Origin of the sequence: Psychrobacter immobilis (genome assembly GCF_904846175.1) — a bacterium.
In the GTDB taxonomy this organism is placed as follows: Bacteria; Pseudomonadota; Gammaproteobacteria; order Pseudomonadales; family Moraxellaceae; genus Psychrobacter; species Psychrobacter immobilis_E.
On sequence record NZ_CAJGZM010000003.1, the window covers coordinates 75,892 to 98,831 of the forward strand.

21 protein-coding genes are annotated in these 22,940 nt (G+C 43.9%); 9 read left to right on the plus strand and 12 right to left on the minus strand.

Going from position 1 to position 22,940, the window contains the following annotated elements:
• Window positions 1–40 precede the first annotated feature (40 nt).
• On the minus strand, window positions 41–604 hold the full coding sequence (locus tag JMW39_RS04880; protein ID WP_201544409.1) for an NUDIX hydrolase: 564 nt from the start codon (window positions 602–604) through the stop codon (window positions 41–43).
• A gap of 370 nt (window positions 605–974) precedes the next feature.
• Window positions 975–1,490, minus strand: coding sequence for an HPP family protein (locus JMW39_RS04885; RefSeq protein WP_227679343.1), 516 nt, complete (start codon window positions 1,488–1,490; stop codon window positions 975–977).
• A gap of 124 nt (window positions 1,491–1,614) precedes the next feature.
• Here JMW39_RS04885 and JMW39_RS04890 point away from each other — a divergent pair, with 124 nt between their 5' ends.
• Window positions 1,615–2,352 (plus strand): NUDIX hydrolase, encoded by a 738-nt coding sequence (locus tag JMW39_RS04890; protein WP_201544411.1) that lies wholly within the window; start codon window positions 1,615–1,617, stop codon window positions 2,350–2,352.
• 259 nt (window positions 2,353–2,611) lie between these two features.
• On the opposite strand, the gene JMW39_RS04895 is transcribed toward JMW39_RS04890, so the two are convergent.
• Together JMW39_RS04895 and nhaA are read right to left on the minus strand one after the other, a co-directional pair.
• Window positions 2,612–4,033 (minus strand): oxygenase MpaB family protein, encoded by a 1,422-nt coding sequence (locus tag JMW39_RS04895; protein WP_201544413.1) that lies wholly within the window; start codon window positions 4,031–4,033, stop codon window positions 2,612–2,614.
• Window positions 4,034–4,153: 120 nt separating this feature from the next.
• Complete coding sequence (nhaA, locus tag JMW39_RS04900; RefSeq protein ID WP_201544415.1) at window positions 4,154–5,356, minus strand: Na+/H+ antiporter NhaA; 1,203 nt, start codon at window positions 5,354–5,356, stop codon at window positions 4,154–4,156.
• A gap of 382 nt (window positions 5,357–5,738) precedes the next feature.
• On the opposite strand from nhaA, the gene JMW39_RS04905 reads away from it, so the two are divergent.
• The gene (locus JMW39_RS04905) at window positions 5,739–6,494 is read left to right on the plus strand and encodes a TSUP family transporter (RefSeq protein WP_201544423.1); all 756 of its coding nucleotides are present in this window, start codon (window positions 5,739–5,741) and stop codon (window positions 6,492–6,494) included.
• Between the two features lie 133 nt (window positions 6,495–6,627).
• Here JMW39_RS04905 and JMW39_RS04910 read toward each other — a convergent pair whose 3' ends face one another.
• From JMW39_RS04910 to radC, 3 genes are all read right to left on the minus strand, one after another.
• Window positions 6,628–8,001 (minus strand): dicarboxylate/amino acid:cation symporter, encoded by a 1,374-nt coding sequence (locus JMW39_RS04910; RefSeq protein WP_201544424.1) that lies wholly within the window; start codon window positions 7,999–8,001, stop codon window positions 6,628–6,630.
• A gap of 402 nt (window positions 8,002–8,403) precedes the next feature.
• Window positions 8,404–11,367 carry an acyl-CoA dehydrogenase gene (locus JMW39_RS04915; protein ID WP_201544425.1) on the minus strand — a complete coding sequence of 988 codons (2,964 nt, stop codon included), beginning with the start codon at window positions 11,365–11,367 and terminating at the stop codon, window positions 8,404–8,406.
• 334 nt (window positions 11,368–11,701) lie between these two features.
• Window positions 11,702–12,385, minus strand: a complete 684-nt coding sequence (radC, locus tag JMW39_RS04920; protein WP_201544426.1) for a RadC family protein — start codon at window positions 12,383–12,385, stop codon at window positions 11,702–11,704.
• 128 nt (window positions 12,386–12,513) lie between these two features.
• On the opposite strand from radC, the gene coaBC reads away from it, so the two are divergent.
• A complete protein-coding gene (coaBC, locus tag JMW39_RS04925) occupies window positions 12,514–13,887 on the plus strand; it encodes a bifunctional phosphopantothenoylcysteine decarboxylase/phosphopantothenate--cysteine ligase CoaBC (protein ID WP_201544428.1) in 1,374 nt (457 codons plus the stop codon).
• Between the two features lie 52 nt (window positions 13,888–13,939).
• Complete coding sequence (locus JMW39_RS04930) at window positions 13,940–14,722, plus strand: sulfite exporter TauE/SafE family protein (protein WP_201544430.1); 783 nt, start codon at window positions 13,940–13,942, stop codon at window positions 14,720–14,722.
• Window positions 14,723–14,758: 36 nt separating this feature from the next.
• On the opposite strand, the gene JMW39_RS04935 is transcribed toward JMW39_RS04930, so the two are convergent.
• The 4 genes from JMW39_RS04935 to JMW39_RS04950 all read right to left on the minus strand — a co-directional run bounded on the left by JMW39_RS04935 (window position 14,759) and on the right by JMW39_RS04950 (window position 18,174).
• The gene (locus JMW39_RS04935; protein WP_201544432.1) at window positions 14,759–14,965 is read right to left on the minus strand and encodes a DUF2905 domain-containing protein; all 207 of its coding nucleotides are present in this window, start codon (window positions 14,963–14,965) and stop codon (window positions 14,759–14,761) included.
• Window positions 14,966–15,022: 57 nt separating this feature from the next.
• Entirely contained in the window at window positions 15,023–15,940 is a 918-nt protein-coding gene (locus tag JMW39_RS04940) for a histone deacetylase (RefSeq protein WP_201544434.1), read from the minus strand.
• A 124-nt stretch (window positions 15,941–16,064) separates the two neighbouring features.
• Window positions 16,065–17,057, minus strand: coding sequence for a YbjN domain-containing protein (locus JMW39_RS04945; RefSeq protein ID WP_201544436.1), 993 nt, complete (start codon window positions 17,055–17,057; stop codon window positions 16,065–16,067).
• Between the two features lie 67 nt (window positions 17,058–17,124).
• Complete coding sequence (locus JMW39_RS04950) at window positions 17,125–18,174, minus strand: hypothetical protein (protein ID WP_227679345.1); 1,050 nt, start codon at window positions 18,172–18,174, stop codon at window positions 17,125–17,127.
• Window positions 18,175–18,307: 133 nt separating this feature from the next.
• Here JMW39_RS04950 and ccmA point away from each other — a divergent pair, with 133 nt between their 5' ends.
• From ccmA to ccmE, 5 genes are all read left to right on the plus strand, one after another.
• Window positions 18,308–18,937: a heme ABC exporter ATP-binding protein CcmA gene (gene ccmA / locus JMW39_RS04955; protein ID WP_201544438.1), complete on the plus strand. Its 630-nt coding sequence runs from the start codon at window positions 18,308–18,310 to the stop codon at window positions 18,935–18,937.
• A gap of 184 nt (window positions 18,938–19,121) precedes the next feature.
• Window positions 19,122–19,778, plus strand: coding sequence for a heme exporter protein CcmB (locus JMW39_RS04960; protein ID WP_201544950.1), 657 nt, complete (start codon window positions 19,122–19,124; stop codon window positions 19,776–19,778).
• Window positions 19,779–19,986: 208 nt separating this feature from the next.
• The gene (gene ccmC, locus JMW39_RS04965) at window positions 19,987–20,775 is read left to right on the plus strand and encodes a heme ABC transporter permease CcmC (protein WP_201544447.1); all 789 of its coding nucleotides are present in this window, start codon (window positions 19,987–19,989) and stop codon (window positions 20,773–20,775) included.
• Window positions 20,776–20,834: 59 nt separating this feature from the next.
• Entirely contained in the window at window positions 20,835–21,056 is a 222-nt protein-coding gene (ccmD, locus tag JMW39_RS04970) for a heme exporter protein CcmD (protein WP_201544449.1), read from the plus strand.
• A 241-nt stretch (window positions 21,057–21,297) separates the two neighbouring features.
• Window positions 21,298–21,798 carry a cytochrome c maturation protein CcmE gene (gene ccmE / locus JMW39_RS04975; protein WP_201544451.1) on the plus strand — a complete coding sequence of 167 codons (501 nt, stop codon included), beginning with the start codon at window positions 21,298–21,300 and terminating at the stop codon, window positions 21,796–21,798.
• A gap of 114 nt (window positions 21,799–21,912) precedes the next feature.
• Here the strand turns inward: ccmE and JMW39_RS04980 are convergent, their stop codons facing one another.
• Window positions 21,913–22,761, minus strand: a complete 849-nt coding sequence (locus JMW39_RS04980) for an aldo/keto reductase (protein WP_201544453.1) — start codon at window positions 22,759–22,761, stop codon at window positions 21,913–21,915.
• Window positions 22,762–22,940: the final 179 nt, after the last annotated feature.

The following is a 22,940-nucleotide window of genomic DNA, read 5'->3' on the forward strand; positions in this document are numbered from 1 at the left end:
GCGGCGGTTTTTATTGTGGGTAGTATTTTTAAAAGCTGGATTAATAGCGCTTGATGGCTTGATCTTTGCCAATCAACTCTTGATGGATGGGGAAGTCTTCATGGTTATCATGTTGCTTACGGTCGGCAAAGTAGCTTTTTAACGTGCGGCGTACGGCTTCAAAGGCAAGCTTATCCCACGGAATATCTTCTTCGGTGAATAAAGCGCAATCAAGACTTTCAGAGCCAATACCATAAGCGCCATCTTTTAGCTCGGTGATATAAATGCTATAGATTTGCCCGATATCAGGAATATCGTATAAGCAGTATAGATGCGGGTTGGTAACGACTGCCTCCGCTTCTTCAAAGCTTTCTCGCGCAGCACCTTCTGCCATGGTTTCGCCATTTTCCATAAAGCCTGCGGGCAGCGTCCATAAGCCATATTGCGGCTCAATCGCACGGCGACATAGCAGTACTCTGTTTTTATGCACGACCAGCGAGCCACAAATCACTTTTGGATTTTCATAGTGAATATAATTGCAGTTTGGGCATACCAAACGCGGGATATTATCGGTGGTTGGTATTTTGCGTTCTGCTTCATGACCGCATTGTAGACAATAGCGCATATCAACTGCCTTATATAATAAAAAAGAGGAATAAGAAAAGGTTGTCATTATTTGAAGAATTATAATTCTTGTTTTATAAAATAATATGACTTTAGCCTATCAAGTTTTATTTGAAAATAGCCATTAAGCCTAAGATAACACAAATTTTCATCGCACTGGCAGTGATAATAAAAAGCACACATTTTTTCTAAGCTAATTGTAGCTAGCCTTACGTTTATGAAAGAAGGTGTTTTTATGCGTCGCTGTCGGGGCAGCGATTACCGCGCCAGTCCAGTCACAGAAAGTATATGCAGTCGTGTTCAGATTGCGCTAGGCTAGACTGACGTTAAATAATAAATGATGGCTCTACCTTTTACCTTAAAGGATAGCTTTACCAATAACGCGGGTAATGGCGACCGCGCCCGATATTGTTATAAATGAGAGCAACCACCACCAAGGCGAGCGCGCCGACCAGAGTAGGGGTAATTAAAAAATGCCATTTGACGCCGCCGAGCATGACGATTAATGGATTAGAGCCGGCAGGTGGGTGCGGTACGCGCAGCAATAGCATCAGCGCAATCGCCGTACCGACCGCCAGCGATAAGCTCCACCATTCGATACCAAACAAGGTCAAAAATGATAGACCAGTAAAAGTGGTGATAAGATGACCGCCGACGATGTTTCTAGGCTGCGCAAAGGGGCTCTCTGGATAAGCAAAAATAAGCAAACAGCTGGCACCAAATGAGCCTAAAATCATGGCGACATTTTGCCAACTGCCTAATAGCGCCAGTATAGCGGTTGCAAAAGTACCGCCAACCCAAGCAAGGGCGATGATGACTAATGGCAATCTTTGCGGGCAATCATCAATCTTGCCCTGCATCTTATTTAATGAAAAAATCTTATCCACGACTATTTCCTAAAAAAATGTGATTTTTAAAATGGTTACTTGGGTAGTCAGTATTTATCTTTAATGGCTATTTATATTTAACGGCATTGATGCTTCATACTGATAAAAATATAGGGCAATAATAATGTTACTCCTCCCGCAGTCTGCACGTTTTGATGAATTTTCAGTCGCTGTGCCCGAATTTATTCGTTATCCGACCATTCGAAAATTGGCAGAACGCGTGCAGCAAGAGACCTTAAATGCCGTCACCAGTCCGGCGTTGTACGACGGCTCTAACACTTCTCGTAGCGTCCGCATTTTAGACAGCTTATATCAGACACCGATTGCCGATGCCTCGGTATTGGTTGCCATTACCCACGAGCGCCATCCTAAATTGCTACTGACGCGCCGCGCCGCCCATATGAACAGTCATGCTGGCGAAGTCTCTTGCGTTGGCGGTAAGCATGACGCAGGCGATGGTAATAATGTCGTCACTGCCTTGCGTGAAGCCTGCGAAGAGACGGCGCTACCACCTGATAAAGTCCAGTTGCTTGGTCAATTACCCACTCAAACCTCCAAAAGCGGTATGAGTGTGCGTCCCATTGTGGCGCTGATTGCACCAGATTTATTGCTAGTGCCTGAGCTTGGCGAAATCTCACGTATCTTTTGGGCAGATTTTGAAACTTTACTGACTCAGCCTACCGTTGAGTATGCGGTAGAATATGCGATGCAAGATCAGACCGCGACCATCCTCACACCCAGCTGGCAGGTTGATGGTGAAACGGTTTGGGGTCTGACAGGACGCGTCATTGCCAGCTTGTTGGAAACGGGCTTTGATCGGCAGCTTGAGTGGTATTACCGCATCGAGAATACGCGTAATTAACCCGCATAAGGGTTGAGGTTATCGATTGAGGTATCTAAAGTAGAACCATTCTCTAACCAAAGCCAAGCGCGTCTTTTGCGGATTTATTATAGTTATTGTAGAGGCGGTTGATAATGGCTTAATATATTCTATTTACTACTAATAATATTCAACATATGCTTTTTAGTTATGAACTATAGATTTTAATAATAATATTCGTTATAGATTTACTTAATGTTGAGCGGTTTCTCTGCTTTTATTATTCTGTATTTATCGCACGTTATTTATAATAATCGTCATTTTTCTTCAGCCACCAGTTCATATTATCTTGGCGTTTGGCGCGGAAGGTTTCTAGTTTTTCAGCCACACTTTGATTGTGCTGGCGTGCCGTATCGAGCGCAAAAAGAATTGGTACTGAGGATAAAACACCAAAACGGATTTTTGATTTTGGCAAATCTAGCCCATCGCCGATATCATCACCTACCAAAGTACGGGTCACGCTGGCATTGACCATCTCAACGAAACGTCCACGGCGATTGTCCTCACCCATCAGTTGCCGCGGCAAATCGTGTAGCGCTTTGGCTAGCGGCTGACCCATTTTAAAATCAAGCTGCTGAATCGATAAATAGATATAGAGCCATTCCCAACAAGCGGCTTCATCTTTTGGTAAGCGCTCTAAATCAACGCCCATCCAGTAGCTAGCAAGATTCCATAAATGCAGGATACCTTCAGCTTCCTCAGTGCTGATGCGTGCGCCTAGTAGTCGTAACCCTCGCATAATCAATAATGAAAACTGCAAGTGGGTGGCAATCATATCGGTTTGATTAATCGGAATACCCCAGTAGTCTGTGTTCCAACTGCCATCTGGATTATGGTGTTGGTCGGCATTGGGTATGACGCCTTTAGCTGCATTGCCTTTACCTTTGAGCAAGTTTTGCCGCACAATAGTGTGAATTTGCCGCACCTTGATAGACTGCCGCCAGCCTTCTGAGCCAATCGCCAATACCTGCTCGATAGGTTGGCGATTATTACTTGTCTTCATATTCAATTGAGGATGTTCAGAGATAGCTAGGATATACGCATAAGTACGCATCAAACGCGGTAGGGCGTCATGCATTAATGCGCCCGTTTGAATGAGCGGCAGGGAGAGGGCGGGAATACTATAGCCTGCCATGAGCGCGACGTTACGCAATAGCCAAATCAGCATCAGTGGATAACGTCGATAAGCGACGGCACCGATTTGTGCAAGTTTTGGGTCAAACCAAGTAGGATGGCTGCTAAATTGCTCGGTTAAGGCGTTAAATGCAGGGTTATTTACGAGGTTAGCATCGAGGTTGCTGCTACTGCTATTGCTACTGCTACTGCTATTGCTACTGTCGCTGATGATAAGTTGCTGTAAAGGCTTGGCAAAACGAATGCCATCAGTGGCTAACGCATCTGCCACTGGATCACCGATATCGTAGCCAGCAACCATCTCGTTTAATAAATCTTGCGAGATGACAAAGTCTTTTGGCAATAAATAACGCTTAATGCGCTTTAAGACTTGCAAGTCACTATGGTCGTCAATCGCCGTCGTGCGCCCATGACGCTGATAAGAGGGATGCGCGTATTGAGGGTCAGGCACTTGACGGATGTTAGTATCTTGCCGAGTACTGGTAACATTTTTTTTAGCGTTTTTTTTAGCGATATCGATGGGATCCATATTTATTAGCTACTCTATATCGTCTGCTTTTATGAACTAATGGTAAGCGCATTGGGCGATGCTGCTTTAAGTAACTTAGTTGTATTGAGCAACTTCATTATAAAGTCGCTCAGTTAATGATTACGAATGATGGGTTAAATCCACCGAGGTATTATTGACATCGTTTTTCAAGGTCGCTTTAAGCATCAGATAACCGGCAATACCAGAAACGATTGAACCCATAATGATACCCAAACGCTCATCAAATAATGGCGTCGCGCCGCCAAAGGCCAGACCACCAATAAATAAGCTCATGGTAAAGCCAACGCCGCAAAGTAACGCTGCGCCGTAGATTTGCTTAAAGGTCATACCTTTTGGCATGGTAGAAATACCCAATTTGAAAATTAACCAGCACATTATCATCACACCCATTTGTTTGCCGATAAATAGTCCGGCAGCAATACCCAGTGGCACCGAATGAAACAGCTCGGCAAAGCCTGCGCCCTTGAGCGAGATACCGGCGTTGGCAAAGGCAAATAATGGCAGAATCCCGTAAGACACGGTGTTTTGCAAGTCGTGCTCAAGCTCTTCAAGTGGAGAGTGTTCAGGGTCAGTACGGTCAAATAATGGAATAAATAAAGCGAGTACTACCCCAGCTAACGTCGCGTGAATACCAGATTTGAGCACGGCAATCCACATAATGACCCCAATCAGTATGTAAGGAGTGATGCTGGTGACATTACGGCGATTGAGTAGATATAAGAATGGTAAACAAAGAGCAGCGACAGCGAGCGAGCCGAGCGATAAGTCACTGGTGTAAAATAAGGCGATGATTAAAATAGCGCCAATATCATCGAAAATAGCAATAGATACCAAAAATACCTTGAGCGAGTTTGGCACGCGATTGCCAAGTAGGCTTAAAATGCCAAGAGCAAAGGCAATATCGGTCGCCGCAGGAATCGCCCAACCTTTCCAAAATTCAGGCTCATTATAGTTAAAGAGCAAGTAGACGATAGCCGGCATAATCATACCGCCCAACGCCGCGCCAGCTGGTAAGATAATTTGTTTGACGTTGGAGAGCTCGCCGATGAGCACTTCACGCTTAAGCTCAAGACCAACTAAGAAAAAGAACACTGCCATCAGACCATCGTTGATCCAATGATGGGCGTCCTTTGCAATTGCAAAGCTGCCTATTTGAATGGCGACGGGCGCATGAATAAAGGATTCATACCAAGCATTCAGAGGAGTATTGGCAATAATCATTGCTGCGATGGCTGCCAGTGCTAAGACAATGCCACCTGACGCCTCGAGGTTAAAAAATGCTCTTATTTTTTGTATTGCCATATCATCCTCATTGACTAAATAAAACGTGCTAAATCATTCAAAAACTTCAAGTACCTGTTGTTATACCTTTTGATTCGGTCTGCTTCGATTCAATAGACCGTCATTAATATTGACATAGATTGATGTAACAAATAGGTGGCTCTAGTTTCTCACAATTTTATTCATATAAACAATTAAATACGTTAACGGTTTTATGCTGCGTCCGTGAAGACTCAACGAATATCAAAGGACAACCTGATAAGACAGCCGATATGACAAATCTAGCAGACTTTACTAGGTTTTTGGTTCTTTTTACGGTTTTATCTTTATAATGAGCGCTTTTACACAAATTTTAACGTCAAGTTTGCTTTTTTTTATATCCTAAATTTTCAAGGTTAGTGTCATGGACATATCGCTCTCTATCGAGATTATTTTAATGCTGACGGCTGTTGCCGCGCTAGCAGGTTTTATCGATGCTATCGCTGGCGGCGGTGGTTTATTGACCATTCCCGCCATGCTACTTGCCAATATTCCGCCCGTGCTAACCTTGGGGACCAATAAACTGCAGGCGGCATCAGGGGCGCTCGCAGCGTCCATTACGATGATTAAAAAAGGGGTGGTCAAACCAAAGAATATAAAAACGGGAATTATCGCGGCTTTTATCGGTTCTGTTGTTGGTACGATTGCCGTGCAGTTATCGCCGCCTGATTTATTGGAAAAGCTGATTCCATTTTTGATTGCAGCGATTGGTATTTATACTTTATTTGCGCCGAGATTGGGCGAAGTGGAGGCCGCACCGCGCATCTCAGAAGGTACATGGCAAAAAGTAGTGGCACCCTTGATTGGGTTTTATGATGGTTATATGGGACCGGGTACGGGGATGTTTTTTGCCTTAGGAAATGTGGCGCTGCGTGGTCGCCAAATCATTGAAGCGACGGGCGCGGCAAAGGTGCTGAATTTGTCCACCAATATTGGCTCGCTCATTTTCTTTATCTTGGGCGGTAATGTATTGTGGAAAGTGGGGTTGGCAATGATGGTCGGGCAGACGATAGGGGCGTATTTTGGCTCACATATGGTCGTTAAAGGCGGCAGCAAACTTATCCGTCCTATGATTGTGCTGGTTTGTCTAGCGATGCTAACCAAGTATGTATTGGGTTAATTAATTTTGCTATCAATATTAAAAATACCATTCACGATAGCAATAAAAAACCTCAGACCAATCGGCTGAGGTTTTTTTTGTTATAAATATTTTATAACTGGCTACTTTATACTACAGACACGCCGCGTTTAATTTAGCCACGTTTAATATCGTCGTACTCACTGCCCATAATGCCATCGCTAAAGACTTCAGAGAATTCGCGTTCGCTGTCTGCATCGATATGCCCATCAAACATCTCTTTTGCACCCGCATCAGGATCGTTGTAAATTGCCAAATCCATCTCACCTTCTGATTTTGCAACGATGACTGTAACAGCAGCATCGCCACCCACGTTCACTGCTGTACGTAACATATCAAGGATACGGTCAACCCCTAAAATCAGACCGATACCTTCAATGGGTAAACCGACTTGGGCAAATACCATGGATAGCATAATCAGACCTACGCCTGGAACACCTGCGGTGCCGATAGAGGCAAGTACTGACATCAAAATAACGGTCAGGTATCCTGTAATGCCTAATTGAATACCATACAGATTGGCGATAAAAATAGTCGCCGTACCTTGCATAATTGCTGTGCCGTCCATATTGATCGTTGCGCCAAATGGAATGGTAAAAGAAGCTACTGAATTACTAACACCCATACGCTTGGTGACTGTACGTAAGGTAATAGGAATCGTCGCATTTGAGCTTGAAGTACTAAAAGCAAAGATTTGCACTTCGCGCATTTTTGCCAAAAAGGTTTTAACCGATAGCCCTGAAGTCAACTTAAGTATCACCATCATCGTGACAAAAAAGTGAAAGAAGAGTGCACCAACCAATACCGCGACATACCCTAGCAGTGACCAAATAAGATCTAATCCCAGCTCAGCCATCGCTTTGGTTAATAGTGCAAAGACGCCATACGGTGCAAGATTCATAATGATGGTCACCATTTTTAAGATGACTTCATTAATAAGCTCCAAGCTTTGTACCAAACCTTTGGCAGGTTTCCCCACCATTAAAATACTAATACCGATTAACATCGCAAAAAAGATAATCGATAGCATATCGCCATTTGCCATCGCGCTGATGGGGTTAGAGGGGATAATATTAGAGAAAACGTCAATGAGCGGCGGTGCTGACTCGGCTTCGAATACCGCTTTGGTTTCGATTTGCATGCCTTTGCCAATACCAAATAGTGAACCAAGCCCGATAGCCGTAGTAATCGCTAGTGCTGTAGTCACCATATAGATAAAGAATGTTTTGCCACCAATACGTCCTAATAGACGAATATCACCGATACCGCAGACACCACAGATAAGCGAAATCAAGACCAGCGGTACAACCAGCATTTTGAGCGAGTTTACAAACAGCTTACCAACAATGGCAAAAAAACCATTGGTCACATAGTCGTTAACAAAGCTGCCTTCAGTGTTCAATCCCGAATAGTTTATAAATAAACCCAGTATGATACCCAGCACCATGGCAACAATAATCTTGCCCGTCAGTCCCATATTCTTCCACATAACTACGATCCTTGGTTGCCGTAACGCACAGTCATAAATACGATATCTTAAGCCGCATAGGTATCGTTTTTACACCTGTTTTTATTACGTCTAAAAGTTTTTACCTGTCATCGAGGTCAGGTTTTGGGGACAATATAAAAGAATTGTTGGAGGTACTGCAAGAAATATTTATGACTTGGAAAATGCGAGCGGATAAATTCACGGTGTTTCAGATTTATTTAGCATTAGAAACTTTTATATTCAATGGAATAAGATAAGCCGTTCTTACGTATATTTGCGCGTGATAGCTGCGTAATAAATTTTCTAAATCAAAAAGTGATAAATAAAAAAGCGAGACTATCCATTGGATAGTCTCGCTTAAGTTGAAAAACAAGGTTTATGAAAGCGCCAATTATGAGTCAGTTAAACCTTATCATTTTCGTCACGACGTAAACCATCCTTCCATTCAGGGTGACTATTTGCTTTTTCTACCTCACTGTCCGTTATGTCTGTCATTACCGTCACCTTTTTACCTAAACCATTCTCTGCTGTGGCACTATTTGGATCGGTCTTGTTAATGCTATGGTTGTGACCCATACGTTCGCTTAAATGCGATTCTGCATCACGGTGACGCGGGTCGAGTGCTTGTGCTTCAGGGTCTGATTCTGCAAAATCGGTTTGTGCCTGAACTTCTTTTACAGTGTCTTGCTCGCTGACCATTTTGACATCACCATCGCTTTCATAACCATGGTCAGGATTGGCATCACCGGTTGCTTCTTGATTATCATCTGCTGCAGGCTCAAGGTTATCAGTCATTGGTTCAGCTGTTTGCGCAGTATTATCAACTGCGATGCCGTTTCTTGCTTGTGCATCGTTTTTCAATTGCGCATAGTCAGTGAGCTTATAGACCGCATTTTCTAAACTATGCGGATTGTGACGTTCTTGTGCTTTAGAGAGATGCTTATCGAACACATCGGTCAACAATGAATCATAACGGATGGCGTTATATTGAATAAGGACTTCAGCCTCTTCTTCAGTAATATCACCGTTTTGGCTGGCGTAGACCACGTGATCTTCAAAGGTAAGACCTTCAAAGCTGTCTTTATGCTCAGCCTTTTTAAACTTCTGCCATAAAGGTTCAACGTCAAGCAGCGTTTGATAAGCATGCTCCATACGTCCCGTAACATCGTCGGGCTCAGTGTTGTAATACACCATGGTTTTAAGATAGTCGCGGAAGGGATTGGCTTCAAAGTCGCCCATAAAAGTATCGCCCAATTGGCGTTTTAGCTCATCGCTCACCGGCGCAAAAATACGACCACTTGGGAAAGTCACAAAGCTGACCACACTCGCCGCCATGCGATTTGGGAAGTTGGCAAATAAAGATAAAAAGGCTTCTTGAATGGTATAAAGGCTATTTTTTAGTGCCACTTCTGCATGCAAGCGTTCGGCTTTTGACTTAGAGCCATACTGATAAAATTGCAAAATTGCTGTACAGATAAATAGATGCGCGTGAATATCTGCTAAGCGCCCAGACAGCATCTCTTTACGTTTTAAATCGCCTGCTAATAAGCCTAAGGACATATCGGCGGTTAGGGCAAAGCCTGCGCTCAAACGGTTGATGTCTTTATAATAAGGACGGGTAAAGCTATCGGCAAAGCTTGGCGCATGGCTGCTACCACCGACGTAACCTGCGATAAAGGCTTTGGCACCGCGATTAAAGGTATAGCCCAAGTGTTTAAAGAATAAATTATCAAATTGCTTGAGCGCGCCTTCTTTATCATCACTTTGTAGCAGTTGCAGCTCATCGAATAGATAAGGGTGACAACGCATGGCCCCTTGACCAAAAATCATTAACGAGCGCGTTAAGATGTTGGCGCCTTCAACGGTGATAGAGACAGGAATCGCTTGATAAGGAATCGCTAAAAAGTTACGCGGTCCCATTTGCACCGCACGACCACCGACCACATCCATGCCATCATTAATGACTGAACGCATAGTCTCAGTGGCATAGTATTTTGCCATTGCCGTCATCACCGATGGCGTCCCGCCTTGGTTTAAGCCACAGGTGACCAAATGACGAAAGGCCTCGAGCATATAAGTATTACTGGCCATGCGGCTAGTGGCATCTTGTACACCTTCAAATTTGCCGACAGAGATTTTGAATTGCTCACGTACTTTTGCAAAGGCACCAACGGTCAAATAGGTGACTTCACTGGCAGACGTTGATAGCGCTGGCAAGGAGATACCGCGGCCAACGCCCAAACACTCCATTAGCATACGCCAACCGCGACCGGCGTTTTCAACGCCACCGATAATATAATCTAGCGGGATAAAAACGTCTTTACCATCGACTGTACCATTCATAAATGGCGAGCCGATTGGATTATGACGCGGACCGGTAACTACACCTTCATGGCTAGCAGGAACGAGCGCACAGGTAATACCGTAGTCGGTCTTTTTAGGGTCGCCAAGAAACCCTTCTGGGTCATGCATCTTAAAGGCTAAACCAACGACGGTTGCGATAGGGGCTAGAGTAATCCAGCGCTTAGAGAAGTTCATACGCAGGCCGAGAACTTGCTCGCCTTCATGCATGCCATAGCAAACCACACCCGTATCAGGAATCGCGCCGGCATCGGAGCCCGCTTCAGGACCCGTCAAACCAAAGCAAGGAACTTCTTCACCTTTAGCTAAACCTGGTAGCCAGCGTTGTTTTTGTTCATCGGTGCCGTAATGCATCAAAAGCTCACCGGGGCCGAGCGAGTTCGGCACCATGCAAGTAACGGCAGCGGTTGGTGAGCGCGAAGCAATTTTACTCATCACCCGACTTTGAGCATACGAGCTAAATTCTAATCCGCCATATTCTTTCGGAATGATTAAACCCAAAAAGCCATTGGCTTTAATAAAGCGCCACGCCTCTGGTGACAGCTCTTTATCTTCATGATGGATTTGCCATTCATCAAGCATGGCACATAACACTTCTACTTCATTATCAATAAAGTTTTGCTCTTCTTCTGACAATTCAGGGTAAGGATATTTGGCAAAGGTATCCCAATCTGGCGCGCCCATAAACAGCTCTTTTTCCCACCAGCTGGTACCCGCATCGAGCGCTTCACGTTCGGTATCACTCATGCTTGGCATGGCACCGCCCAAGGCTTTATAAACAGGCTTAGTAATCAATGACTGGCGCAGCGGAGTAAATAACAATACTAAGCATAAGAGCGCGATTGGTATACCTAAGATAAGTGACCATGGACTGATAAAGGCGGTGACGAGGACGGTAACAAGAGCCACGACACTGCCAGTGACACGCGATAAGGATAATAAAAAGATGGCCAAGACCACGGCTAACTGAATGATTATTGCCAAAATAAATAAGCCAATGCCCATGACTGTCTCCTTTATAACGCTGAATGTACAAGCGTAAAATTTAAATGAATAAAAAATGATGGAATAACTCTAATTGTTGTTTTATTTTTCCATCAGGTGTGTTGTGCTTTATTTATAACAGTTTATTAAAATTAATAAGGGCAAACCTACTATTAAATAAATCTATCAATAGTAGATTTGCCAATAACTAGTAAGTATACCGATAACTGTCACAGCAAAAATAAAGTTAACTACTAATATGAAACAGTTGTTTATAAGTATCAAGAGCCAAAATGCTACGCTGTGTCGATAATATGTATCAAGCTTTGTTGATATAACCAGCTGTTATTGAGCTTTAGCCAAAAGGTGGTAGGCAGCTTTCAGCATAAGAGAGGGTTTCATTGCGTCCGACAATAATGTGGTCAACCAATGACAAATCTATTAAGTCGCAGGCCTTTTTTAGCTCGTAGGTTAATAAGTTGTCTGCCGTTGAAGGGGTCGCATCTGTATGGGGGTGGTTATGGGCGACGATAAGCTGACTGGCAGCGTGGCTCAATGCATGACGCAAGACGTGTTTAATACAAACCGAGCAAGAAGAAATGCCGCCAGTAAACAATATCTCAAAATTGATTAGATTTAACGCATTGTCCAAACACAGTACGGCAAAGACTTCACGGTGCTCACCGCGCAGCTGGGTACTAATATAGTCTTTGACCATTTGCGAGCGCCCAAGGGCGTGACCAGTTTTAAGCTGACTGTCTAAGTAGCGCGTACCCATCTCAAGCGATGCCAGTATTTGCGCATATTTGGCGGGACCAATACCGTGACAAGCAAGCACCGTCTCCTGCGGCGCGGCCAACAGCTCTGCTAGGCTACCAAACTTGTCGATTAAATGGCGCGCCAACTCTATTGCCGATTGTGACTGGGTGCCCGTCCGCAGGAATATCGCTAATATCTCAGCATCAGATAGATGAGCTGCGCCAAACTTCAGCAGCTTTTCACGCGGTCTATCATCTTCATGCCAGTCTTTGATTGCCATTGTCACTCCTTGATAAGGGATAGCTGCCAGATAAGTGAGATAAATCCACAAAACTTCCCCTAACTTATCGCATAATTGTTACTATAAGCGCAATTTTTATCTTCCATTTTTTTACTGATGCCATGCTTATGTCAAATATTGTGCTTGCTATCACCGGCGGTATTGCCGCTTATAAATCTGCCATATTCGCTCGCTTATTAATCAAGGCGGGCTTTGATGTGCGCGTCATTATGACCACAGGCGCCCAAGCTTTTATCACGCCACTTACCTTGCAAGCTTTGACTGGCAATGAGGTGCATGTCTCATTGTTAGATGAGCAAGCAGAAGCGGGAATGGGGCATATCGAGCTTGCCAAATGGGCGGACTTGATTGTGATTGCACCTGCCTCAGCCAATACTCTGGCACGGCTTGCGATGGGTATGGCAGATGATTTATTGACCACTGTCTGCTTGGCAACGACTGCTCCCGTTATCATTGCGCCAGCGATGAATCAGCAAATGTGGGCGCATCCAGCGGTGAATCTAAATGTGCAGACCTTGCGTGATATGAACTATCAAATTATCCAACCAGCCAGCGGCGAGCAGGCGTGCGGTGATGTCGGCGCAGGGCGCTTGCCTGAGCCTGAAGAGTTGTTAGCTGAAGTGCTGCTATTTAATGCTATGCAAACCACGCCGCAATTATTGGCAGGTAAACGCGTGGTCATTACCGCAGGACCAACCGTAGAAGGTATCGATCCCGTACGCTATTTGTCCAATCACTCTACTGGCAAAATGGGCTTTGCTTTAGCACGTGCTTGTGTTGCCGCTGGTGCAGAGGTTATTTTGATTGCTGGTGGCAAAGTTGCCCTGCCAACACCGCTCAATGTCACGCGCATAGATGTCCTGTCAGCTAAAGACATGCTGATAGCAGCGCAACAATGTGTCGATGGTACGCATAGTGCGCTACAGTATTTGCCTGAAGAGGATGATGAGCATTCTCACGATCATATGCACGACCATGCTCATCAGCATGGTGATTGTGATTGCGGTGAAGAGCATCAACATGAACATGCTGAGATTATCAATGATGGCAGCGTAAAGGTTGCTGATATCTTCATTGCCACCGCAGCGGTCGCTGATTATCGTACTGAAGAAGCGGCACCGCAAAAAATCAAAAAGACCCAAGATGCTATGACTCTGAGCTTGGTTAAAAACCCTGATATTTTAGCGACGATTTCACTTGCCCATCCAGAGCTGTTTGTCGTTGGTTTTGCGGCAGAAACGCAAGATGTCGAGCACTATGCACGTGGCAAACTGCTATCTAAAGATTTAGATTTAATCGCTTGTAATGATGTCTCACGCGCAGATATTGGTTTTGCCAGTGATGATAATGCCATGCAAGTATTTTTCTCAGAGCATTATGAGCACGATAGCATAATTCTTGAGAAGGCGAGCAAAGATGAGATTGCCGAGCAGTTGGCGACTATTATTGGTGAGACCATTTGGCAACGTCATAATGCATAAGATACGTCCTAGTTATAATTTTGCCAGTATAACTATTAGAGAATAAAGTCTGATGGCAAATATGATGGATGACGATAGCACCCAGACATTATTACTGTTTGCAATTTTTGCGCTAGCATCATTGCTTCACGGCATTAGCGGACTGGGTGTAACGTTAGTAACCACTACCGCGCTTGCCAGCATCTATCCTTTACCGCACGCTATTGTCTTGGTGATTTTCCCCTCATTATTACTCAATGCCATGACTTGGTTGACGGGTGGCGGGCGTACAGTCTGGCAAAATTTTATTTATTACGGCAGGCGCTATTGGCTATTGGCGTTAACCAGTTTGCTCGGTAGTATGCTTGGTGCAAAGCTACTGCTATGGATCGATAGTGCTTATATCTTGTTGGTATTGGCAGCAGTTATTGGTTTTTATGTCGTCAGTAGCTTGCTCGGTAAGCAAGTTCGTCTGCCTAATACCAAGCCTGTACTGATTATCGTTGGACTTAGTGCTGGTATTATTGGCGGTGCGACCAATGCCATGTCGACCATATTAATGATGTATCTGTTGTCCGCAAGTGATGATAAAAACACCATCGCTAAAGTCGGCAATATGTGTTATTTCTTGGGGAAGGTTGCGCAAATTATTGTCTTGCGTGAACCTATCATGGCACTCAGTAGTGGTGAGTGGCTGCTGATTACTCTACTGAGTGTATTGTCTGTCGCTGCGCTGATAGTTGGTATTCGCTTGCGTCGCTATTTACCACAGGCACGCTTTCGTCAGCTTATCTTATTGATTCTCACCGTGCTAGGTATTCGTGTCGGCTGGCAGGGAATAACGACATTGCTATAAACTGAGCAATTAAATAAATTTACCGATTGAATAAATTTAGCGATTGAATAAATTTAAAAGTATGGTAGCAACGATACTGATTATTATCATGGTTACGACTGGAAAGTAAACTCGCGTATTGCCTGAGGTTTGTTTAATATCGCCTGGCATATTACCTATCCACGAAAACGCATTTGGAAACAGCAGCCAAATAACGCCGATAATAACCAGCAAAATTCCTATAACTATCAATATTTTTGCCATCTACCACCTCACTAACCTTGTTATGTTATTTTTTCTTATCTTTCATTTAGCTACACGCTACTCATTCAATTCTGCAAAAAACAGCTGCTGTGCCAAGCGAAAAGTATTACAGTGCGCTTCGACCACATCTTCGATATCTTCTGAATAGCCGCCGCCCATGACGATAGCGACGGGAATATTTGCCGCTTTAGCTTGGTGTAAGACATACTCATCACGCGCCTTACAACCCTCTATCGTCAGACTAAGTTTGCCCAATTTATCGGTTGCTAACACATCGACTGCAGATTGGTAAAATATCATATCTGGCGCAAATTCATTGATTAAACGCGGCAGCGTATCCTCTAGTATCTGTAAATATTCCACATCACCTGTATCATTATCTAGCTCGATGTCTAAGTCTGATACTTGTTTGCGAAATGGATAGTTTTTTGCGCCATGCATACTAAAGACGAAAACGCGCGGTTCATCCGCCATAATGCTGGCATTACCATTGCCTTGATGAACGTCTAAATCCACTATCAATATTCTTTGCGCCTGTCCGCGATTTAACAATAAATTGCTGGCGATACAAACATCATTAAAGACGCAAAAGCCTTCACCATGATCGGCAAAAGCATGATGAGTGCCACCCGCGACATTCATTGCCACACCATATTGCTGCGCGTATAACGCACATTCATAAGTGGCATGGGCAATATAACGACCACGCTCTACCAGCTCTGGCGTCATCTCAAAGCCAATGGCGCGCGCTTCTTTACGTGGTAAGGTCTGGGTTTTAAGCTGCTGCCAATAGTCCGCTGTATGGGTGGTTAAAATTTCATCTTCGCTTAAGCGCGCAGGGGCAAAAAAATTACCGCTATTGATGGTACCTTCCGCTAGTAAGCGCTCAGGAATCATGGTGTATTTTTGCATGGGAAAGCGGTGTTTTTCAGGTACGGAATAATGAAAAATATCAGAATAAGCAATTTTTAGCATAGTATTAACGTATGTCTTTTAAAAAGTGATTTAGGGATAAAAGGATAGAGAGGTTTAAGTATTTTGAAAGTAGGGTATTGATGAGAAAATGTAAGAGCGACAAATATCTAGCTTGCGCAATGGATTACTGAACAAACTGCGTTGGTAAGAAAAAGGTTCGAGCATCCTCTTGCTGATGTAGCGTCATCAGTAAGTCTGGCAATTCTACAGCAGGATTTTGATTGTTGACCAAGTCACTAAATATCTCGTAAGCGACCGTGGTCATCGCGATGACACTTTGTAATAAATGCTCAATGGTGTTTTCATCGATACCGACTGCTTCGATATCGATGGCGTTTTTGTAGCGTATCTCGCCATCATTGATGTCCATTTCAAGATTGCCAATCAGCATGTCGTAATTGATTTGGGTAATCAATAGCATGGCGGCGCTTTGATGGCTTTCGGGTATTAAGAACGGCAAAATACCATAGACTGCCAGTAGGTTGTTGTGTTCTTGCACGCGAAATAGGTAGCCGCAGTCGAGCTTTTTATTGCGCATTCTTAAAGACAAATAGTGTGATTGCTGGCTGTCATTATTGTTATTGTCGCTGTCACTGCTTTTTGGTCGATAATGGTTATAATGCCATTGTTGCTCGTCGAAATACTGCTTAAGATAATTGATAATGGGGGTGTCATTCAGCTCATTTTGTTTCGCCATATTGTCAATGTCATTGTCAAAATAATCGTCAGTATCAGCGCTGCTATCTAACCGACTATCAAGATTGCTACTAAGGCTGCTATAAATGACGTCATCGAAACGGTTATCAAAGCTGTGGTTGACGTTATGATTTAAACTATGATTTAAGTCAGGGTTAGAGCCGCTAACATGCGTATCATCGTGGTTATTATCCTTATTCTTTTTAGTATCTTTAGGATAGTTTTCTACACTATCACTCTCATTTTCTGAAGGATGAGGGTTGTTTTTATCCTGTTTTGTTAGATTTAAATCTGAACCCAAATCCAAATCTAAAGCTAAGTCGTTAGCTATCTTCGTATCATCAATAGCAGCCTGTTCAGCTGATACATTAAGCAGCTGTTTTATTCTTTGCCATAAGCTGAGTTTATAAGATTGGCTCATAGATAGTAGGCTAGCTAATAAAGGGTGGAAGTTTAAACACTAAATAATAAACCGTACGCTAAAAAAATTAATCTGTGCTAAATACCAATCCTGTTTTGATACTCGGCTGGGCATAAAACGCTTGCAGCATCTCTGTTATATGCGCCGTAACCCATGAGCTTTCAAGGGCGTCAGTGACGACAGGTAGCAGGGCAGTACTCAATTTCGTCATTGCCTGCTCATCGATGTTTAAACTTGCCGCGATATTGGCCATGCTGTCGGCCTGATGGTTGGTATACCAAGTATCGACACCGGCTGCCACAAGGCTATGCAAATAAGGTGATAGGCGCAGACGGTTATAGCTTTGTTGGATGCTGTTTTCAATATGCTCAATACTGCTATCGTTAGGCTCATCACGTAAATAGGTTTGGATTTCGCTAATCGGCTTATCTTTGATACGCCCCCAACCCGTTACCAATAAGCGTGCAACCTCTTCATTGGATAAATGCGCTTGGGCATTGGCTTCTGCTCGGCGCGCCAAATCTTTAATATTACGATGCAGGTAGGTCTGCAACTTTTCATCAAGATTGCGATTGGTTGCTTTTTCAAACGAGCTACGTCCAAGTTTCATCAGTTTGCCAGCAGCACCGGCTTTATCTAGCGTGGTTTCCATAAAATCATTGATAGCGTGATACAGCGTTTGCGTCAATAAATCAGCAAAGGTTTCATTGCCGACCAGTGTATGAACCAAGATATTACGCTGCTCTTCATGACTACCGACGTAGCTGGCTAGAATCTCAACTTGGGTGTCATCGACCAATTCTGATAAAGGCACATTATCATTAACGGGATGATAAATAATAGTATGCAAAATATCGCGAATATCGCTGCGAACTACTTTGCTTAGCGGCTGTTTAAGAAACCAGTCATTAATAAGATGCTGCAAATCATCGCTACTGATATATTTACTCAGTGGCTGCTCACCAAACCACTGCCAAGCTTGCATTGATAGCGGCTCTGCTTGTGAGCGCAACCATTGCTGCATAAAGGCAACTTGCGCCTCGATTAAGCTGTTTAGAGTTAGCATGGGCGTGTCTGATTTTTGAGCTGAGTTTTGAATATCTTTTGAAGTCTGCATAGGTTTTGAGGTCATAGTAATCGACAATTTGTTATACTGTGTGGTTGTGGTAAGCATAAAGTATTATGCCACGAACATCAGCTGTGTTTGTGATGAATATTGCTTGCTGCTTAATAAATAATGAGAGGTTTGGATGACGGCTCTGAATACCGCTTTACTTGCGCTTGATGAGCTGACGGTTCAGCGCGGTGAAATCCCTTTATGTGAAGGCGTGACGCTCAATCTGGCTGCTGGTAGCATTTGTCACTTAATCGGCGCCAATGGTACGGGTAAGACGACGCTACTGATGCAATTAGCTGGGTTATTGCCAGTGCTGAGCGGTGAGGTTATTTATCAAGGAATAGCAAGCTTACCTGTGCAGCCTTTATACGTGTCGCACCAGTTAGGTATTCATCCAAACCTGACCGTCGCCCAAAATCTCACCTTTTTGCTCAATTTATATGGCATTAGCCCAAGTATGGCTGATGTTGATGACGCTCTCACGTGGGTAGGATTGCAGGGTTTTGAGACCATTAGCTCAAGCCATTTGTCTGCAGGGCAAACGCGCCGTATTACCCTTGCGCGCTTGTATTTATTAACGCCTGAAGTTACCCCTTTATGGTTGCTTGACGAGCCATTTACCGCGCTTGATGTCGATATGGTCGCGCGCATGGAAGACAGATTGCGAGAATTTACTATGGCTGGCGGTGCGATATTAATGACCAGTCATCAGGCCGTCGGCGTCGCCAATCAAGTGCTAGATTTATCCGATTATATGGTGTAAATATGCTTAATATAAGTGCCATAAGCATCAATCTAACTGCAACAAGCGTCAATATAAGTGCGACAAGCATTAGTGGAAGAGCGAATAGATGATAGATCCAGACAGTTCAGTACAAACCGTGAATACAGGCTCAAATGCTATCACTTCAAATGCTAGTGCAGCTGCTGTGCGCGGTATCAGCTTTATGCAGCTTTGGCGGCGCGAATGGCAGGTCAAGCAGCAAGGAGCGGTACAGTGGTTATATCCTCTAGTACTGTTTTTAGTGATTATTACCTTGTTTCCGCTAGCCGTTGGTAGTGAGCCTGCTTTATTGCAGCGTCTTGGGGTGTCCGCAGTTTGGATTGCAGCTCTGTTGTCGCTGGTAATGGGCGTTGATGGTTTGTTTAAGCCTGCCCTTGATAATGGTACGCTGGCGCAATTGGTCGTCGCTAAAGCGTCGCTGCCATTATGGGTACTGATTCGTTTGGTTATTCACTGGATTTTTAGTAGTGGTATCGTGGCGGCATTAAGTTTGCTCGCCGTGCCTCTATTTCAGCTTAGTTGGTTTGAGGCGTGGATATTGATGGCATCTATTATCACTGGCAGTCCGATGCTGCTCATGCTGTCAGCAGTCGCCAGTAGTCTGACGTTATCACTAAAAAATGGTGCGGTGCTGGTACCTCTGATTGCTTTACCGATGCAGTTGCCCGTATTGATCTTTGCCACTGGTGCGGTTGATTTATTTGCCACCGGTCTTAATGGATTACCTATTTTAGCGTTGTTGCTGGCAGGTAGTATTATTTCAGTTTTAGTGATGCCGTGGGTCATTGCCCTGACGCTAAAAATGTCTTGGCTTAATTAAAAGCCCATGTTGGCATGTCATTCTTTTTCTTATTAAAACCCTTTATATTAACAGCATGGTGAAAACTGGCAACTTTGCTATAATAGTCTATTAAACATACAGTCACGTGTAGATTCTATCCAGCGTTTAACGCCAGCAGGTTAGCGGGTAGTCGTATGAATCATGTGTTTTACTCGATAACCACCAGCTGCGCAATAGGTTTATTCCCATGCCCAACCTGAATAATGTCTCATCTCCTAGCCTATGGCAACGTATCTGGCAAGTTTTCTTGACCACAGTGGGTACCAAGGAGTTCTTTCGTATCTTTTCGCCTTGGGTCAAGTGGTTAGCGATATTAGCCGGTCTCTGTCTGCTCATCGGTAGCGTTTGGGGCTTGGCATTTGCGCCGCCTGATTATCTGCAAGGTAATAGCTATCGCATTATCTTTATCCATGTACCGGCAGCCAGCCTTGCTATCTCCATTTATTTTGCTTTAGCGGTGCTCGGAGTAATTTATTTAGTCTGGAAAATTAAGACCGCTAGCCTCGTGGCGCAAGCGTTAGCTCCGATGGGGTTTTTGCTTTGTGTGATTAGTTTACTGACCGGTTCTATTTGGGCAAAACCGACATGGGGTACGTATTGGGTTTGGGATGCGCGGCTGACTTCGATGCTGATTTTGGCGTTTTTATATGCGGGCGTGATGGCATTGTTTGCCGCCTTTGAACATACGGCCAATCGTGGCAAGGCGGCGGCTATTTTGTCTATTGTTGGCGCTGTCAACTTGCCCATTATCAAGTACTCAGTACAGTGGTGGAATACCTTGCACCAAGGCTCGACCTTTACGCTGACTGCGGCACCAAAAATGTCGGCGGATATGTGGATGCCCTTACTATTGATGATTGTTGGCAGCTATTTATTGGTGGCGACGTTGGCCATTTATCGTACCAATACCCTGATTTTATATCGCGACCAAGGTAAAGCGTGGGTAAAAGAATACGTTCGTGCGCAAAACAAATAACCGCATAACAAGATAACAATACAGCCATGAGCAAAGCAAATAACGGCTAGGAAAATATAATGCAGCCTTACTTTTATAGCGTCTCTGAGTTTATCGCCATGGGTGAGCATGGTGTGTTTGTCTGGTCATGCTGGGCAATTACGGTCGGCATGATGCTGATTTTTATTATTTATATTCGCCGTGAACGGCAAGCGCTTATCAAGCAGCTAGCAATTCAGCAAGCGCGTCAAGCACAGCGTGCTGCTAAGACTCCAAATCCTGCGACCAAACAATCCTCTTAAAAAATCCTTTTTAATATCAAAATTTTAGCTTTTAAAATAATAACGGCTTACTTGCAAATATATGACCTCATCAGTTGCTAGGGGGCTTATTGATTTGGGCAAAAAATGCTACCATATAGGTATTAGAAAAGTACGGTTGGACGGGCTTGTTATCAAGTCAGTCTAATAAGCATTTCTTTAATATTTTCTGTTTTGCAGACGCGCAGTTTGTAAAACAGCGACTCATCAATGAGGTAGTAGTATGAACGCAGTTCGTCGCAAAAAACTGATGTGGGTTATGTTTACGCTTGCAGGGGCGGCGATTGCCGTGGTGTTGGTGATTTATGCCATTGGGCAACAGACCGATTACTACTTTGACGCTACTGCCATTGCGAAGGGTGAAGCTCCGCAAGACAAGCGTATCCGTGCTGGCGGTATGGTAGTTGCTGGTAGTGTCCAACGTGCGCCAAATGACCCGCTAAGTATTGAATTTGCTATTACCGACTTTCAATCCACAGTACCAGTTACTTATCAAGGTATCTTGCCAGATTTGTTCGCTGAAAACTCAGGTGTGGTTGCAACCGGCAAAATGCAAGGCGATACCTTTGTCGCAGGTGAAGTATTGGCCAAGCATGATGAAAATTATATGCCACCAGAAGTTGCCAAATCGATGAAAGAAAATAATCGTAGCAGCGCGGTCCCTTCTTCTGAGCAATATAACCCCGCTGAAAAAGTTCATAAGACCAATACCTTGCAGCAGTAATAGCGCGAGCAATAATAATTATCAATAGTTATCGTAAAAAGCGTCAAATACAAAAAAGCCAGTGACTTTTATCACTGGCTTTTTTGTTGCTAGTATTTAAATAAGTATGATTTATTAATCATCCCACTCTGGTGAATAATCCGGATGCTTAATTTTACGCCCGTCACTACGCGCTAAGCTGCCAATTTTCTCAAGTTCATCCGCACTGAGCGTTACCTTGACAGCATCTAAGTTGCCTTGTAAGTGCTCAGGATTAGAGGTTTTTGGAATCGCAATACGCTGCTTATCAGATAAAATCCACGCCAGCGATACTTGCGCTGGAGTAATCCCGTGATTATCAGCGATTTCCTTAATCACTTCATTATCAAACACATCACCGCGGGCAAGTGGCGAGTAAGCTTCTAATAAAATATGGTGATTATTTAAAAAAGTCTGCAACGTTTTTTGCTTAATAAAAGGGTGAAACTCCACCTGATTGACCGCAATAGGCATATCAGCATAGCGTTTGGCTTCGATGATATTGGCGATGTTAAAGTTAGACACCCCGATATTGCGAGTCAGCCCTTGTTTTTGTAACTCGCAAAGCGCCGGAATAGTTTCAGATAAAGGCACACGATCATCGGGCCAATGTAGCAGCAGTAAGTCAACGTAATCGGTATCTAAGTTTGCTAACGAACGCTTGGTAGCCGCTATGAGTTTCTCTGGCTCAAACTTCATGTCATCAGGAAATATTTTTGTCGTTAAAAAGAACTTATCACGAGCGATGCCTGATTGCTTAATGCCTTTTCCCACCTCTTTTTCATTATCATAAGCTTGGGCAGTATCAATATGCTCGTAACCCATTTTTAATCCTTGGCTGACGACATCGATACAGTCTTGACCGGTTGATTGCCACGTACCCAGTCCTAGTACCGGAATGTTTGCTTGTCCAGCGCTGCGAATATTATAAGTTTTAGCACGCATATTATTATCCTTGTTGTTTTTGTGATTTATTAATAGCTCTTGTATTTATTAATAGAGAATTCAAGCAGAAATATGATGTTCTCATTCTCTATTAAGCTTAGCCACTATAAAAAGAAAGTACGTTGATTGAAAGAGCAGGTGACGCTTTCCTACAAACCACAAACAGGCTGTAACGTCAT

Coding starts and splice junctions, on each gene's coding strand:
- JMW39_RS04915 (WP_201544425.1), bottom strand. CDS start 11,367: ATGGGCATTGGCTTATTTATTTTGGCAATAATCATTCAGTTAGCCGTG.
- JMW39_RS04905 (WP_201544423.1), top strand. CDS start 5,739: ATGGACATATCGCTCTCTATCGAGATTATTTTAATGCTGACGGCTGTT.
- JMW39_RS04950 (WP_227679345.1), bottom strand. CDS start 18,174: ATGCAGACTTCAAAAGATATTCAAAACTCAGCTCAAAAATCAGACACG.
- JMW39_RS04890 (WP_201544411.1), top strand. CDS start 1,615: ATGTTACTCCTCCCGCAGTCTGCACGTTTTGATGAATTTTCAGTCGCT.
- nhaA (WP_201544415.1), bottom strand. CDS start 5,356: ATGGCAATACAAAAAATAAGAGCATTTTTTAACCTCGAGGCGTCAGGT.
- JMW39_RS04980 (WP_201544453.1), bottom strand. CDS start 22,761: ATGCGTGCTAAAACTTATAATATTCGCAGCGCTGGACAAGCAAACATT.
- ccmE (WP_201544451.1), top strand. CDS start 21,298: ATGAACGCAGTTCGTCGCAAAAAACTGATGTGGGTTATGTTTACGCTT.
- JMW39_RS04945 (WP_201544436.1), bottom strand. CDS start 17,057: ATGAGCCAATCTTATAAACTCAGCTTATGGCAAAGAATAAAACAGCTG.
- coaBC (WP_201544428.1), top strand. CDS start 12,514: ATGTCAAATATTGTGCTTGCTATCACCGGCGGTATTGCCGCTTATAAA.
- JMW39_RS04910 (WP_201544424.1), bottom strand. CDS start 8,001: ATGTGGAAGAATATGGGACTGACGGGCAAGATTATTGTTGCCATGGTG.
- JMW39_RS04940 (WP_201544434.1), bottom strand. CDS start 15,940: ATGCTAAAAATTGCTTATTCTGATATTTTTCATTATTCCGTACCTGAA.
- ccmC (WP_201544447.1), top strand. CDS start 19,987: ATGCCCAACCTGAATAATGTCTCATCTCCTAGCCTATGGCAACGTATC.
- ccmD (WP_201544449.1), top strand. CDS start 20,835: ATGCAGCCTTACTTTTATAGCGTCTCTGAGTTTATCGCCATGGGTGAG.
- JMW39_RS04960 (WP_201544950.1), top strand. CDS start 19,122: ATGCAGCTTTGGCGGCGCGAATGGCAGGTCAAGCAGCAAGGAGCGGTA.
- ccmA (WP_201544438.1), top strand. CDS start 18,308: ATGACGGCTCTGAATACCGCTTTACTTGCGCTTGATGAGCTGACGGTT.
- JMW39_RS04895 (WP_201544413.1), bottom strand. CDS start 4,033: ATGGATCCCATCGATATCGCTAAAAAAAACGCTAAAAAAAATGTTACC.
- JMW39_RS04880 (WP_201544409.1), bottom strand. CDS start 604: ATGCGCTATTGTCTACAATGCGGTCATGAAGCAGAACGCAAAATACCA.
- JMW39_RS04935 (WP_201544432.1), bottom strand. CDS start 14,965: ATGGCAAAAATATTGATAGTTATAGGAATTTTGCTGGTTATTATCGGC.
- radC (WP_201544426.1), bottom strand. CDS start 12,385: ATGGCAATCAAAGACTGGCATGAAGATGATAGACCGCGTGAAAAGCTG.
- JMW39_RS04930 (WP_201544430.1), top strand. CDS start 13,940: ATGGCAAATATGATGGATGACGATAGCACCCAGACATTATTACTGTTT.